We start from the raw sequence: 14,466 nt of genomic DNA on the forward strand, positions 1-14,466 counted from the left end.
GGTCGTTTTCCCTGTCATCGCGGTTTCGAGCGGGCCGTAGCGCGCGACGCGCTCACTCGATCCAGTCTGCGAACGGCTCTCCCGTCTCCGCCCGCCGAATGTACTCGCGCTGCATTCCGGTGACGGCGGTCGCAAGGTCGTCACCGGAATCGAGCCGCGCCCTGACCCGATCCCGCTTCCACGTCGCCGGAGTCGTCCGCGTCGTCCAGCGGCGCTCGATCGGATCGAGGAGGGAATCGATCCGGGCGGCGGCCAGCCCGCGGTCGCGGAGTCCGACGCGGGCGAGGGCGAACAGGTCCGGATAGACCGCCGCCGGATCGTCGGTTCGCTCACCGTCACGGGTGACCCACGCGAGGTCCGCCTCGAACCCGTCTCGGCTCGCGGCATACAGCGATTCGCGAGCGGCACGCCACGGGAGGCCGATCAGCGGGTGATCGGTAGTGACGGCCCCGTGTATCAGACCGGCGACCAGCAACTGGAGTCCGACGACGTCGGCCGCGGTCGGCTGGGCCGCGAGCGGTCGGTATTCGATCCGTGGTCCCTCGGGGCCGAACACGGGGCGGACCCAACGCCAGCAGGTCCCCTGCTTGTGGAGGAACTCCCAGTGGTCGGCCTCGAACCCGCCGCGAGGAGCGTCCGCGAGCCACTCGCGAAGGTGCGGCGCACAGAGCCGGTCATCGACGATCCGATCGACGGCGTCGGTCGGTGCCTCGATATCGCGAGGGAATCGGACTTTCCCCGGACTGCGGACGTTCATCGACTCGAACACGGGAATCCGAAGTTCGACTCCGGCGGTCATGACCGTCTCCGCGTCGGCGTCAGTGTACAGTTCCGGCGGGAGAAACGGGGCGTTCGCCGCCAAGGCGACCACCGGTCCGACCGTCCGTAGTGCCGCGTTGAAGTACCGCGCGTACTCGCTGGTCGGCGGCTGGAGGTGGACCTGTATCGAAGCCGCCAGCGACTCGACGAGGATGCTCTGGAACGCCCGCCGACAGCCGGGGAGATCCAACTCCACCGGACCGTCAGCAGTGATGTCGGCGTCTAGCGCGTAGTACCGCGCCTCCGGGGAGAGGTTCGCCGGGACCTCCGTCCCGCACTTCGTCTCGGTGGCAGACAGGTACGCTACCGCTCCCTCCGACGGGCCGATAACCCAGATCCCGTCCGTGACGAACCGCCTGTCGCGGGCCGCGAACGCCTCTCGGACGGCCGTGATCCGTTCGGTCAGTTCGTCCGCCTGTCGGACGACTCCGGCGGCGTCGAACCCCGTTACCGGAGTGTTGATCTCGGCGTTGTGTCGACCGAGCTCGGGTTCGCAGACCGACGAAACCGCCGCTTCGGGGGCAGCCGCGAGCCGGCCGTCGCCGTCCACGGCGTAGCCCTCGAGCTCAAGGCCGAGTCGAAACCCTCCTTCGAACTCCCCGGTCTTGAGCGTGGCCCGAAGCGATCGCGCCTGTTCCTCGACACGGCGTCGGAACGCCCTCCGCGTCGCCGCTCGCCGACTCCGCGAGACGGTTTCGCTCCAGTCCATACCGTCCGTCCGAGCGCTACGAATATGATGCTTGTTGACAGTACACTCGGACAGCGTCCGAGTCGGCGGTCGGTGCGCCCCCTGTGTCCCGCAGGGCGTTCAAAACACAAACACCGGAGCACCGTCCGAACGTCCGCCCCGTAGCTCACCTCTCGTCGTCTGCTTTCTCGCCGACCTCGCGGCGCTCGCCGTCGGCGTCGTCGCCTTCGTACTTGTACACGACGCCCGCTTCCTCGTCCGCGGTCGCGTTGTGCGAGCCGTCACAGAGCGGCTTCGAGTCCGAGAGACCGCACCGACAGACGTAGATCTTTCCGTCGTCTCCCATATCCGATTCGTCGAGTATCGCCGGCCCGTCCTCCTCGTGTGTCACTTCCCGAGTCATGGATCGAGCGTCGGCCGCGACCCGCATACCCCTTGCGACGCCGACCGCCGCAACCCCCTTGCCCGTGGGGCGCGTATCGGTGGTATGAGCGAGACGAGCGATTCGGCCGCGGACGCCGACCCGAAGGAACTGACCGACGAGGAGTGGCGCGAGCGGCTCACCGACGAGGAGTACCGCGTGTTACGCGAGAGCGGCACGGAGGCGAAGTTCTCGGGCGAGTACGTCGACCACCACCCCGACGACGGGGAGTACCGCTGTCGGGCCTGCGGGACCGTCCTCTTCGAGGCCGAGACGAAGTACGAGTCCGGTTGCGGCTGGCCCGCGTTCTACGCCGCCGAGGAGGAGTCGGTGACGACGACGGTCGACACCAGCCACGGAATGTCCCGCACCGAGGTCCGGTGTGCGAACTGCGACTCCCACCTCGGCCACGTGTTCGACGACGGGCCGGAGCCGACCGGGAAGCGGTTCTGTATCAACTCGGTCGCGATGGAGTACGACGACGAATAGCTCGGTTCGCCGCACGTATCGGGAGACGTTGTTTATAAAAGGATCTCGGGCACTGGTATCAACGATATATAGGCGATCGACGACGAAAAGAAGACCTCTGAATCTCCGGCCGCTCACTTCTAAATCATTCTCAGTAGCTCTGCGGTGAGCACCTCCGAAGCCTCAGTTGCTCGGCCGTACGTCGCTACCACCGAGAACGCGACCGAGACCACCGAAGCCCCAGCCGCGAGGACTCGCGCGGCTCGCTGTGGTCCTCAGTCGCTCACTCCGTTCGCTCCTTGCGGTCCTTGCTTCGCCGTGCTTCGCCCTCGCGGCTGCCCCTTCGAGTCCCACCCGACCGCACAGCAACCGCACCTCACGCCTCCCCAACCTCGTCGGCGGCTCCCGTTGGTCGCCGCCGACTCCCTCGCGCGACGCTCCTCGGCCGCGATGCGGCCTCGGAGGCGCGCGCCACCGCGTTGTCCTTTATATACGATCGCCACCGCTGCCGGCGATTATTTAAACATCACACAACCGCCGATCTGATTCACCAATTCCATCATCGATCACCGTCGAGTCTGGTGATTGCTACCCGTCACAGAGCGGTAGCCTGACGACGAACACCGTTCCCTTCGGTTCGTTGTCCTCGATCCACACGTCGCCGTCGTATATCTCGACCAGCGACCGGACCAGGTACAGGCCGATCCCCGCCCCCGGGCTGTCGAGTCCCTTCTCGCCTTTCCCGAACACCTCGTCGCGCTGATCTTCGGGGATCCCCGGCCCATTGTCCGCGATCCGCACCTCCGCGACGCCGTCGGCCTTCTCGGCGGTCGCCGACACCGTCACCGTCGGCGGGGTCTCGTCGTTGTGCTGGACCGCGTTCCGCAGCAGGTTCCGGAACACGGAGCTCAGCATCTCGTCGCCGACCACCTCAGCGGCGGGGAACGACCCTTCGACCGTGAAGACGGCCTCCGAGTACGCCGACCGGACCTCCTCGACCTGCTGTGAGAGGACGTGATCGAGCGAGACGCCGCTCGGCTCGGCGTCGTCCCGGAGCATCACCTCCGCGAGGTCGCGGACGGTCGTGGTGAGCGAGACGGCGCTCTGGGTGTTCCGTTTTATCACCTCAAGATACTCCTTCCCTTCCTCGTCGACGTGGTCGTCGAGCAGTTCGGCGTACGCGCCGACGAGCTGGAGGTCGTTACGGATATCGTGACGCATCACCTGATTCAACAGTCGCAGGTCGTCGCGCTGGCGCTTGAGACGCTCCTCCGGGCCCGCCTCGTCGCCGGCATGAACGTTCTCGCCGCCGACCCGAACGGTCCCGCTGCCCGCCTCGGCGTCCGCGTCGTCGCTCATGCCGGGATCGTACGTCCGCCCGTAGCTTCTACGTACCGATTTCGCTCGGGGTGTCGGTCCGGTTCGGTCCTCAGACTCCCTCGTCGAGCAGCTCCCGGGCGACGATGTTCTTCTGTATCTCGGTGGTTCCCTCGTAGATCTGGGTGATCTTCGCGTCGCGGTAGAGGCGCTCGACGTCGTGGTCGTTGACGAAGCCCGCGCCCCCGTGGACCTGGACCGCCTCGTCGGCGACCTCGACCGCGGTCCGGGAGGCGAACTCCTTGGCCATCGACGCGAGCGCCGTCAGGTCGCCGGCCTCGTTGTCGACCGCCCACGCGGAGCGGTAGGTGAGCCAGCGGGCGGCCTCCGTGTTCGTGTGCATCTCCGCGAGCTTGTGTTTGATCGCCTGAAAGTCGGAGATTGGGCGGTCGAACTGCTCGCGCTCCTCCGCGTACTCCAGCGCGCGCTCGGCCGCGCCGCGGGCGATCCCGACCCCCTGCGCCGCCACGGCGGTCCGGGTCTCGTCGAAGAACTGCATGAGTTGGAGAAAGCCCATCCCGCGCTGGCCGATCAGGTTCTCCTCCGGCACCCGCACGTCGTCGAAGCGCAGCTCCGCGGTGTCGCTCGCGCGGATCCCGAGCTTGCCGGTTATCTTGTCGGTGGTGAGCCCGTCGCGGTCGCCCTCGACGAGTATCTGCGAGTAGCCCGAGTAGCGGTCCTCGATCTCGGGGTCCGTCTCGCAGACGACGACGAAGTAGTCGGCGACGGTACCGTTCGTGATCCACATCTTCGAGCCGTTTATCACCCACTCGTCGCCGTCCTTCTCGGCCCGGGTCGCGACCGAGGTCACGTCCGAACCCGCCTGCGGCTCCGAGATGGCCGATCCCATCACCGCGTCGCCGGCGGTCACTTCGGGCAGGACGCGCTCCTTCTGTCCGTCCGTGCCGAACTCCATCAGCGCCTCCGCGCCGAACCCGGCGCTGGAGATACACAGGCCGATCCCCGGGTCGGCCGCGAACAGCTCCTCGGTCAAGATCGCGTTCTCCAGCGACGAGTAGCCGATACCGCCGTACTCGACCGGGACGTGCGGCGCTAACAGTCCCATGTCGGCGGCCTTGTCCATGATCTCGTGCGGGTACTCCTCTTCGACGTCGTACTCCGTGGCGACCGGTCGGATCTCCTCCTCGGCGAACTTCCGTACCTCCTCGCGTAGCTGCTTCTGCTCGTCCGTTAGCTGGAACTCCATGCGCGGAGGAGAACGATCGAACGTGATAATCGTTCGCAAACGATCGGAAATTCGGATTTTGTTTATCGTTTACTCTGCCGGCCGACTCACCCGTTCACCGAGTCGTTGGATCCTCTGGCCGGGTCGTTTCCCCGTCCCGGGTCAGAACACGACCTCGAAGCGGGCACCTCCCGTCTCACCGTCGGCGATCCGAACGTCCCAGCCGTGGGCGTTGACGATGCGTTCGACGATCGCCAGCCCGAACCCGCTGCCGTCTTTCCGGGTCGTGTGGCCCTTCTCGAAGGTGCGGTCGCGCGCTTCGGGCGGGATCCCGGGACCGTCGTCTTCGATGTACAGGCCGCTCTCGTCGGGGAACACCCCGGCCGTGATAGTCACGTCGCTGCGGCCGTGTTCGACGGCGTTGCGGACGAGGTTCTCGAACGCCTCCGTGAGCCGGGCCGGGTCACACGAGAGTTCCACGCTCCCGGTGACCCGGAGCGTCGTCTCCGGCGCGCGGACGTTCTCGAAGCTCCGTGCGACGACCCCCTCGAACGGTACCGGACGCCGTTCGCCGACCGTCTTCCCCTCCTTCGCGAGCGTCAGGAGTTCCTCGATGAGCGCGTCCATCCGCTCGATCGCGTCGAACGCCGTGTCGAGCGGCTCGCTCTCTCCCTCCGCGGCCGCGAGTCGGATGTTCCCGGCCGCGACGTTGATCGGATTCCGCAGGTCGTGAGACACGGTCGCGGTGAACTCCTCCAGCTGGTCGACCGTCTCGGTCAGCTCCCGCTGGTACAGCTTCCGGTCCGTGATATCGCGCGTCAGCCCGACGAGCGAGGTGACCGTGCCGCTCTCGTCGGTGACGGGAGTACACCGCGACTCGACCCAGAGCCGGATCCCGTCGGACTTCGCGACCCTGTACTGAACGACCTGCGGGTCGCCCGCCGACACAGCTTCCATCGCCTGCCGCACGCGGTCCGCGTCGTCGTCGTGTATCCGTTCGAGAAACGAGGTCGGGTCGTCGCGGAGCTCCGCCACCGGCTGTCCGAATATCGCCTCGTGGCCGTCGTTGATGAAGCCCAGTTCGTCCCACGTCGGTGAGAACACCCACCAGACTTGGTCCGTCACGGCGGCGATCTCGCGGAGTCGCCCGTTCCGTCGGTCGACCTCCCGTTTCGTGCGATGGTGTTCGACGTAGGTGATGATCTTCCGCGCCAGCAGCGGCGCTTGGTTCTCGATGGCCTCCTGAATGATGTAGTCGGTGACGCCGGCCTCGATGCTCTCGCTCGCGACCGCCTCGTCTCCGGTCCTCGTGAAGAGGATGAACGGGAGGTCAGGGCGGTCCTCGCGGACCCGTTTCAGGAAGTCTAACCCCGTCTCCCCCGGCATGTGATGATCACAGAGTACGCAGTCGATCGCTCCGTTCGCCAACCGCCGGGAACCGCTCGCGGCCGAGTCCGCCGTGCTGACGCGGATACGGTCGCTCTCGTCGCGCAGCTGCGTGGCGACCAGCTCGCGGAGCTGGTCTTCGTCGTTGACGTAGAGGACCTCGACGCGCGATTCGCTCTCCATGAGGTCACGGGCGCTCTCGCGTCGGAAAGAGATTCGTTCCCGAAAATCACCGGTGATAGCGGGCGCTCGCGCCGTCTCGCCGGACCGTCGGCATTCGGGTGCCGTCAGTCCCGCCCCTCGACGAACGCCACGATGCGGTCGGTCGCCTCCTTCAGCTCGCGCATCGAGGTCGCGTACGACACGCGGAGGTGGCCCGATCCGCCCTCACCGAAGACGGAGCCGGGGACGACCGCGACGCCCTGCGCCTCCAGTAGCTCCTCGGCGAACGCCTCGTCGTCGCCGCCGCAGTCGGGGAACGCGTAGAACGCGCCGCCCGGCTCGAACGTGTCGAGCCCCATCTCGTTGAACCGCGAGACGACCAGCCGCCGGCGGCGGTCGTACTCGTCGACCATCTCCGCCACCTCGTCGTCGCACCGGTCGAGCGCTTCGATCGCGGCGTACTGCGGCGTCGTCGGTGCCGACAGCATCGTGTACTGGTGGATCCGGTTCATCGCGTCGATGGCCTCGGCGGGCCCCAAGGCGTACCCCAGCCGCAGCCCCGTCATCGCGTACGCCTTCGAGAAGCCGTTGACGACGACCGTGCGCTCGCGCATCCCCGGCTGAGTGGCGATCGAGGCGTGGTCGCCGCCGTAGGTGAGCGCGGCGTATATCTCGTCGGCGACCACCCGGAGGTCGTTGTCGCGGCAGAACGCGGCGACCTCCGCCAGCTGCTCGTCGGTCATCGTCGCGCCCGTGGGATTGTTCGGGTAACAGAGCACGAGGAGATCGGCCTCGGCCGCGCCCGCCGCTTCGAGCGCCGACCGCGTCAGCGCGAAGTCGTCTTCGGCCCGCGTCGGGACCGTCAGCTGCTCGCCGCCCGCGAGTTCGATCCCCGGGCCGTACGAGATGTACGTCGGCTCGTGGACCGCGACCGTGTCGCCGGGGTCGACCAAGGCCCGGAAGGCCAGATCGACCGCCTCGCTCGCGCCGGTCGTGACGAGGATCTCCTCGCCCGGGTCGTACGACTGGTCGTAGCGGCCGTGGTGGTCGGCGATCCGCTCGCGGAGCGCGGCCATCCCGCGGTTCGCGGTGTAGGAGGTCTTGCCGCGCTCCAGCGAGTCGATCGCGGCCGTGCGGGCGGTCCACGGCGCGGAGAAGTCCGGCTCGCCGACGCCCAAGGAGATCACGTCGTCGCGCGCCTCCGCGAGTTCGAAGAACTTTCGAATCCCCGACTCCGGGAGGGTGCGCGCGCGGTCGGAGAGCCTCATGGCGACACGGAGAGGCGGTCGTCGTCGTCGCCGTCCTCGAACCGGATCCCGCCGTCCTTGTACGTCTCCATGATGTAATGGGTCACCGTCTGGGTGACCGCCGGCATGGGCGCGACCTGCTCGGAGATGAACTCGGAGACGTCCTGCATGTTCTCGCCGAGCACCTCGACGGCGAAGTCGTAGTCGCCCGAGACGAGGTGTAAGGCGTCGACCGCGGGGAACTTCGCGATCCGGTCGGCCACCTGCTCGTACCCCGTCTCGCGGTCGAGTTCGACGTTGATCTCGACGACCGCGCGGATCTTTCCCTCGTCGACGCGGTCCCAGTCGACGACGGCCTGATAGCCGTGGACGACGCCGTCCGTCTCCAGCGACTCGATCGCCGCCTCGACCGCGGCCGCGTCGAGGCCCGTCTGGGCCGCGATGTCGTCGATGTCCTCGCGGGCGTTCCGCGCCAACACGTCGAGTACCTCGCGCTCGGCGTCCATACGTCACGATCGCGCGGGGGCGGTTTATGCGTAGCGACGGACGCAACACGGGCGAGCGAGGGCCGCGTCGACGGGGACCGTCTTCGGAACGCGTCTCCTTCCGCCATCCCCACGACTTTCCGCGTGGCGAGTGTTCCGCCGATCATGGCTTCAGACACCAGCGGCAGGAGCGAGACGTTCGACATCGGCGGCGAGCTGACCGTCGACCGCCTCGGCTTCGGCGCGATGCGGATCACGGGCGAGGACATCATCGGGACTCCCGGCGACGAGGACGAGGCGAAGGAGGTCCTCCGACGGGCCGTGGACCTCGGCGTCGACTTCGTCGACACCGCCGACTCCTACGGGCCCGGCGTCTCGGAGCGCCTCATCGGCGAGGCGCTCGGCGACCCCGACGACGCCGTCGTCGCCTCGAAGGCCGGCCTACTCCGCAACCGCGAAGGCGACTGGCTCCCCCACGGCGACCCGGACTTCCTGAAGAACCAAGTCCTGTGTAGCCTCGATCGGCTCGGAACCGACGAGATCGACCTCTACCAGTACCACCGCCCCGATCCGGACACCGACTTCGAGGAGTCGGTCCACGCGTTCGCGGAGATGAAAGACGCCGGCCAGATCGCCCACGTCGGCCTCTCGAACGTCACCGTCGAGCAGTTGGAGACCGCGATGGAGATCGTCGACGTCGCCACGGTCCAGAACCGGTACAACGTCGGCCACCGCGACGACGAGGACGTGTTGCGCGCCTGTGAGGAGAACGACGTGGGGTTCATCCCGTGGGGACCGATGTACGCGGTCGAAGAGGGCGAGTCGGCCGAGACCTTAGCGGAGGTCGCCGCCCGGCGCGACGCGACGCCCCAGCAGGTCGCGCTGGCGTGGCTGCTCGACCACTCCGACGTGACGCTGCCGATCCCCGGCACGTCGAGCGTCGACCACCTCGAATCTAACGTCGCGGCCGCCGACCTGTCGCTGACCGACGAGGACCGCACCGCGCTGGACGCCGTCGACGCGCAGTAGGCGCTGACGACTCCCCGCTCGGGACCCATCACCCGATGGTCTCGACGTCGGCCATCTCTGCGACCTTCAGCGCGGTCGCGACGTTGAACGCAAGTCCGAGCGGCGCGGCGACGAGCGCGGCCGCGACCGCCCCAGCCGGGCCGGCGTGCGCGAGGAGGCTCACGGGGACCGAACAGACCGCCGTGACGACAGCGATCGCGAGGAAGAACCCCAGTGGCTGGTCGTGCGCGACGAGTTCGCGCGCCCGCCGCGCCGCGGACCCGATGTGCCGGTCCTCCAACGCGATGACGTACACCGTGGGGAAAAACAGGTACGAGAGCACGAGCGCCGCGAGGACCGCGACCACGAACAGCGGCGGAACGGCGAGCAGCGGGAGGAAGACGGCCGCGAACGCGACGATGACGATCGCTTCTAAGAGGACCATCCGGACGCCGAACCGGCGGACCGCCGCGACGAAGTCGAACTCGCCGGCGGTGATCCCGTCCGCGATGCTCCCGAAGTACCCCGCGCTCAGCGCGCCCGAGACGACGACGTACGCGCCGATCACGGGGACCAGAAGCGGCAGCGGCTCCAAGCCTCCGAACGGGAGCGACACCGTCAGACCGCCCCCGCTCGGAGCGTCGACGAAGCTCCAGAGGTCGTACCGGTAGACGGGAAAGGACGCGCGGAGCGAAAAACCGTTCGTCCGGGTCGTCGCGAGCAGGTCCCGCGTCCGGAACAGCGCCGTCGCCAGCGGGACGAGCGCCAGCGGGAGCAGCCGCGCGAGGTGAGCGAACGTGCGTTCGACGATCGGTTCAGCCGGATCGGGATCGCGGTCCTGCGGACCGCGGGAGGGCCGAGCCATGGCGGCGGTTCACGTTCGAGCCTCAAAAACGTCGGTCGACCGCGGCAGTCGTTTACGAACGACCCCTACTCGTCGAACGGGTTCGTCAGCTCGACGGTCTCCTCGCGGTCGGGGCCGACGCCGACGGCGTAGATCGGGGTGTCGATCTCGTCGGCGACGAACTCCAGGTACTCGCGGGCGGCCGCGGGAAGCGCGTCGTACCCTTCCTCGGCGACCGCGGCCGAGTCGAACTCCTCCCACGTGTCGAGCTCAGCGAACACCGGCTCGCAGCGCTCCCACCGCTCGGTCGTAGTGGGGACGGTGTCGAGCTCTTCTCCGTCGAGTTCGTACCCCGTACATACCTTCAGCTCGTCGAGTCCGGCGAGCACGTCGACGTGGTTGACCGCGACGCCCGTGAAACCGGAGACGCGGGCGGCGTGTCGGAGCATTGGGAGGTCGAGCCAGCCGATGCGGCGCGGCCGTCCGGTGACCGTACCGAACTCGCCGCCCTTCTCGCGGATCTCGTCCGCGAGCGTCTCCTCGTCGGCGTCGCCGTCGAGTTCCGTCGGGAGCGGGCCCTCGCCCACACGGGAGAGGTACGCCTTCACGATGCCGACCACCTCGCCGTCGCCCACCGTCGTGACACCGACGCCGGAGCCGACGGCCGCGCCGCCAGCGGTCGGGTTCGAGGAGGTGACGAACGGGTAGTTCCCGTGATCGACGTCGATGTGGGTCCCCTGTGCGCCCTCGAAGAGGATCTCGTCGCCCGCCTCGCGGCGGCGGTGGAGGTAGTCGGAGCAGTTGACGGTCATCCCCTCGTCGGCGAGGCGCTCGCCGATGGCGGCGTACGTCTCGTGGAGCGCGTCGACGTCGAAGGCGGCCTCCTGCTTGTCGTCGAGGTCGAGCCCGTACACGTCCTCGACGAGCGCGCGCTTCTGCGGGACGACGTACTCCAGCTTCTCGCGGAGCACCGCCGGGTCGAGCAGGTCGGCGATCCGGACCCCGCGCCGGCCGGCCTTGTCCTCGTAGGTCGGACCGATGCCGCGGCCGGTCGTGCCGACCGCGTCGCCGGCGTCGTCGTCCGCCTTGACCTCCTCCTCGATGCCGTCCAGCACGCGGTGGTACGGCATGATGACGTGCGCGCGACGGGCGACGCGAACGTCCGGGTCGAGTCCCCGCTCGCGCAGGTCGTCGATCTCCGTGAACAGCGTCTTGGGGTTGACGACGCAGCCGTTTCCGAGAATCCCGACGGTCCCGCGGACCGCGCCGCTCGGAACCAAGGAGAGCTTGTACTCCGCGCCGCCTTCGACGACGGTGTGGCCGGCGTTGTCGCCGCCCTGATAACGGACTACGACGTCCGCGTCCCCTCCCCATCGGTCGACGAGCGCGCCCTTGCCCTCGTCGCCGAGCTGGGAGCCGACGATGGTGAGTGTCATACGACCTGCCGATTCCCGGCCGGGGGTAAAACCGATTACGGTCTGTGACCGCGAGACCACCACGGACATGGATCGTAAAATTGTCACACGGATCCGAATACCCTTGTTCGTGTATTCTCGCGTCTCCGTGCGGCGACCGCTCCCCCGCCCCCGGTCGTCGCGGTCCGGTCCCCGGCCGCCGTGCCGCGATCGAACACGTTAACTACTATCACGTCAAACCGCCAGATCCGACGACGCGTTCTCCCGTCGCCGACAGCAACTTTTAAACAGGGGCATGACGAGTTAACATGTGGCATGATAGATCGACTAGAGAAAGAGGTAGACATGCTGGAACGCCACCTCCAAGTCCTGCGGATGGTCATTGAAAACGAGCCGATCGGCATCGTCAAGATGTCGAACGAGACGGGCTACCCGCACCACAAGGTCCGGTACTCGCTGCGCGTCCTCGAAGAGGAGAACCTCATCGAGCCGTCCAGCCAGGGAGCGATCACCACGGAGCGGACGCACGAGTTCGTCGACGAGCTCGACGAGAAGCTCGACGAGACCGTCGAGAAGCTCGGCTCCATGCGGATCGACGACGCCGCCGAACTTGAGAACTGACCGGAATTCCGATTTCCCCCGCCGACGCACGCGTCGCGTTTTCTCTCCGCCCGTAGCCACAGATTCGAGACGCCCGGTGACGGCTATAGGTCTGGAACCGTCATGTGGAACCCGCCGTCGCGCGCCTCGACGAGACACAGGTGGAACCCCTGCTTGCGCGAGAGCTTCACGAAGCTCGCCCGTTTCGACCGGCTGAACAGCCCCCCGCCGACCGCGTCGCTCGCGGTCTCTAGGGCTCCCGGCTCGAAGAAGCTCTCCGTCACGGCGAACGCGCCGGCGAACGTCTCGTTCGACTCCGCGATGTCGCGCCCGTTCCCGACGAGCGACTCCAGCGTCCCCTCGGGCGTCGGGTCCCGGCTGTCGTTCAGGTCGGCGACGAACAGCGGGTGGCCCATCCGGTCGCGCAACACGAGATCGAAGGTCCGCTGTTCTCTGGTCTCCTCGCCGCCCTCGCGGAGTTCGATCGACACCGTGCCGCCGATCTCCGCGCGGTCGACCTCGGGGAGCGCGTCGTAGAGGTCGCGAAGCGTCCCCTCGTTGCCGGTCCCGTGGATCTCGAACGGGAGGTCCTCGACGAGCCAGCGGGTGAACCCGTACTCGATGGTGTCCTCCAAGAACTCCGCGAACGGTCGTCCGTCCACCGCGAGCCCGTCGGTCTCGAAGCTCGTGTGGTGTTCGACCCGGAGGTTCTCGCGGAGCGTGTCGCGGTCGACGCTCCCGTCGTGGGCGTCGGCCAGCGTCGCGCCCTCCTTCGAGTCGTACCTGATGAACAGGTTCGTCCCGTTGCGCGCCTCGTCCGGCGTGAGCGTGCGTTCGGCGTCCGGGAGGCGCTCCTTCGCGTTCGAGAGCTCGCGGCGGAGGCGGTCGCGCTCATCTCTGAGCTCCTCCGTCTCGGCTTCGAGCCGCTCGACCTCGTCGACGAGTTCGTCTCGCTCGGTCTCGATCTCGTCGCGCTCGGCCGCCAGCCGGTCGCGTTCCTCGGCCAGCGACTGCCGCTCCGTCTCGGTCCCCTCTAAGGCCGCTTCGAGCTTCCGAACCCGCTCGGGGTCCGCGCCACCCGCCGCGTCGCGGCCGTCGCGCTTCGAGACCGCGGAGGGCGTCGAGCCCGATTGGGCGGTCGAGCGCGGCGACGGCGATCCGCCCGCGCCGTTCGATCCCGACTCGCTCCGCCTCGCACGGCCGCGCTCGTCGGAGGATCGAGAGGGCTGCGACGACGCGGCGCGGCGATCGTCTGGCGTCCGAGGCTCGGCACCCGCTTCCGAGGGGTCGAGCGCGGGGATCGACTTCTGCTCGCGCCACTCCGCCTCCTCCGAGAAGACGTCCTCGGAGTCGGGCGCGTCGCCGGCGGCGGCCCCGTCGGCTTCGGTCGGCGACGGTCGCCTGCGGTCGGTGTCACCGGGACCGTCCTCGTCCGCGGAATCGGCGGCAGCGTTCGCGATCCGAGGCTCCTCCTGTGTCTGTCCCCCGACATCCGCGACGGAGTCCGTCTCGGCGGCGTTCCCCCGCGTCGACGCTGACCCGTCGCCGCGACCGGCGCTCGGTTCGGAGTCCGCCGCGTCGGCGGACGCGCCGGCGTCATCCTCGGCAGCCGCGCTGGTCGCGTCGTCGACCGCCGGATCGGGGTCGTTCTCGACGTCTTCTGTCCCGCCGACCGCCTCTCCGTCGGCGTCGCTCTCGGCGTCAGAGTCGACCGAGGCGGTCGGATCGGCCGTCTCGATCGCGTCGCTCCCGTCGGTCGTTTCGGCGGTCTCGTCCGGAGCGGCGGTACCCGAGTCGTCCGCCGAGCGCTCCGCGCCGTCCGGGAGCGGGCGGACGTCCAAGTCGACCTCGTACACGGTGTAGATGCCGACCTCGTCGGCGGCGAGGTCGAACGCCTTCTCGCCGGTCTCCAGCCGCCTCGCGTTGCCGACGTACGCCGCCGCCATCGACTCGCCGCCGGTGTACGCGACGTAGTAGTCGCCCGAGAGGACGTTCTCCGACAGCTCGATATAGCCGGTGAATCCCCCCTGCGAGAGCTTGCGGTCGGCCTCGGTCAGCGGCGTGTCGTTGGTGTAGTACTTCGCCCGCGGCTCACCGCCAAGCTCCTGCATCGCGAAGAGCACGGGGAGCGCCTCGTCCGGGGCCCGGTAGACGGTCCCCGAGGCGTCGGCGAAGGCGTCGAGCGTCCCGTCGACGACGCCGACGACCTTTCCGTCGACGAAGAACAGCCAGCCGGTCCCGTCGGTCGCCGCGCCGGAAAACCCGTCGCTGACGATCCGGCCGAGTCCCGCGAACCCGTCGGAAAACGACCGGTCGTCCCACTCGCCGATCGCTTCCCGTCGCTGTGCGTCCATCCTTGC

At 68.2% G+C, this 14,466-nt stretch carries 13 protein-coding genes; 3 read left to right on the forward strand and 10 right to left on the reverse strand.

Annotated elements, in window-relative coordinates; genetic code table 11:
- Nucleotides 1–52 precede the first annotated feature (52 nt).
- Nucleotides 53–1,528 carry a glutamate-cysteine ligase family protein gene (locus QOL69_RS16260; protein ID WP_283404031.1) on the reverse strand — a complete coding sequence of 492 codons (1,476 nt, stop codon included), beginning with the start codon at nt 1,526–1,528 and terminating at the stop codon, nt 53–55.
- A gap of 145 nt (nt 1,529–1,673) precedes the next feature.
- Entirely contained in the window at nt 1,674–1,910 is a 237-nt protein-coding gene (locus QOL69_RS16265) for a CDGSH iron-sulfur domain-containing protein (RefSeq protein WP_048078281.1), read from the reverse strand.
- Nucleotides 1,911–1,994: 84 nt separating this feature from the next.
- Here QOL69_RS16265 and msrB point away from each other — a divergent pair, with 84 nt between their 5' ends.
- Entirely contained in the window at nt 1,995–2,417 is a 423-nt protein-coding gene (msrB, locus tag QOL69_RS16270; protein WP_283404032.1) for a peptide-methionine (R)-S-oxide reductase MsrB, read from the forward strand.
- Between the two features lie 567 nt (nt 2,418–2,984).
- Here msrB and QOL69_RS16275 read toward each other — a convergent pair.
- The 5 genes from QOL69_RS16275 to QOL69_RS16295 all read right to left on the reverse strand — a co-directional run bounded on the left by QOL69_RS16275 (nt 2,985) and on the right by QOL69_RS16295 (nt 8,260).
- Nucleotides 2,985–3,755, reverse strand: a complete 771-nt coding sequence (locus QOL69_RS16275; protein ID WP_283404033.1) for a sensor histidine kinase — start codon at nt 3,753–3,755, stop codon at nt 2,985–2,987.
- Nucleotides 3,756–3,825: 70 nt separating this feature from the next.
- The gene (locus QOL69_RS16280; RefSeq protein ID WP_048078267.1) at nt 3,826–4,980 is read right to left on the reverse strand and encodes an acyl-CoA dehydrogenase family protein; all 1,155 of its coding nucleotides are present in this window, start codon (nt 4,978–4,980) and stop codon (nt 3,826–3,828) included.
- 141 nt (nt 4,981–5,121) lie between these two features.
- Nucleotides 5,122–6,528, reverse strand: a complete 1,407-nt coding sequence (locus QOL69_RS16285; protein ID WP_283404034.1) for an ATP-binding response regulator — start codon at nt 6,526–6,528, stop codon at nt 5,122–5,124.
- Between the two features lie 104 nt (nt 6,529–6,632).
- Nucleotides 6,633–7,775, reverse strand: a complete 1,143-nt coding sequence (locus QOL69_RS16290) for a pyridoxal phosphate-dependent aminotransferase (RefSeq protein ID WP_283404035.1) — start codon at nt 7,773–7,775, stop codon at nt 6,633–6,635.
- Entirely contained in the window at nt 7,772–8,260 is a 489-nt protein-coding gene (locus QOL69_RS16295; protein ID WP_048078268.1) for an Lrp/AsnC family transcriptional regulator, read from the reverse strand. The genes QOL69_RS16290 and QOL69_RS16295 overlap by 4 nt, the downstream gene beginning before the upstream one ends.
- Nucleotides 8,261–8,404: 144 nt before the next feature.
- Between QOL69_RS16295 and QOL69_RS16300 the strand changes: the two genes are divergently transcribed.
- Nucleotides 8,405–9,268, forward strand: coding sequence for an aldo/keto reductase (locus QOL69_RS16300; RefSeq protein WP_283404036.1), 864 nt, complete (start codon nt 8,405–8,407; stop codon nt 9,266–9,268).
- A 28-nt stretch (nt 9,269–9,296) separates the two neighbouring features.
- Here the strand turns inward: QOL69_RS16300 and QOL69_RS16305 are convergent, their stop codons facing one another.
- Together QOL69_RS16305 and QOL69_RS16310 are read right to left on the reverse strand one after the other, a co-directional pair.
- A complete protein-coding gene (locus tag QOL69_RS16305; RefSeq protein WP_283404037.1) occupies nt 9,297–10,112 on the reverse strand; it encodes a hypothetical protein in 816 nt (271 codons plus the stop codon).
- 65 nt (nt 10,113–10,177) lie between these two features.
- Nucleotides 10,178–11,527: an adenylosuccinate synthase gene (locus QOL69_RS16310; protein ID WP_283404038.1), complete on the reverse strand. Its 1,350-nt coding sequence runs from the start codon at nt 11,525–11,527 to the stop codon at nt 10,178–10,180.
- 294 nt (nt 11,528–11,821) lie between these two features.
- Here QOL69_RS16310 and QOL69_RS16315 point away from each other — a divergent pair, with 294 nt between their 5' ends.
- Nucleotides 11,822–12,127, forward strand: coding sequence for a hypothetical protein (locus tag QOL69_RS16315; RefSeq protein WP_004595838.1), 306 nt, complete (start codon nt 11,822–11,824; stop codon nt 12,125–12,127).
- A gap of 83 nt (nt 12,128–12,210) precedes the next feature.
- Here QOL69_RS16315 and QOL69_RS16320 read toward each other — a convergent pair whose 3' ends face one another.
- The gene (locus QOL69_RS16320; protein WP_283404039.1) at nt 12,211–14,460 is read right to left on the reverse strand and encodes a DUF7527 domain-containing protein; all 2,250 of its coding nucleotides are present in this window, start codon (nt 14,458–14,460) and stop codon (nt 12,211–12,213) included.
- Between the last annotated feature and the right edge of the window lie 6 nt (nt 14,461–14,466).

Origin of the sequence: Halorubrum sp. DM2, from assembly GCF_901686465.1 — an archaeon.
GTDB lineage: Archaea > Halobacteriota > Halobacteria > Halobacteriales > Haloferacaceae > Halorubrum.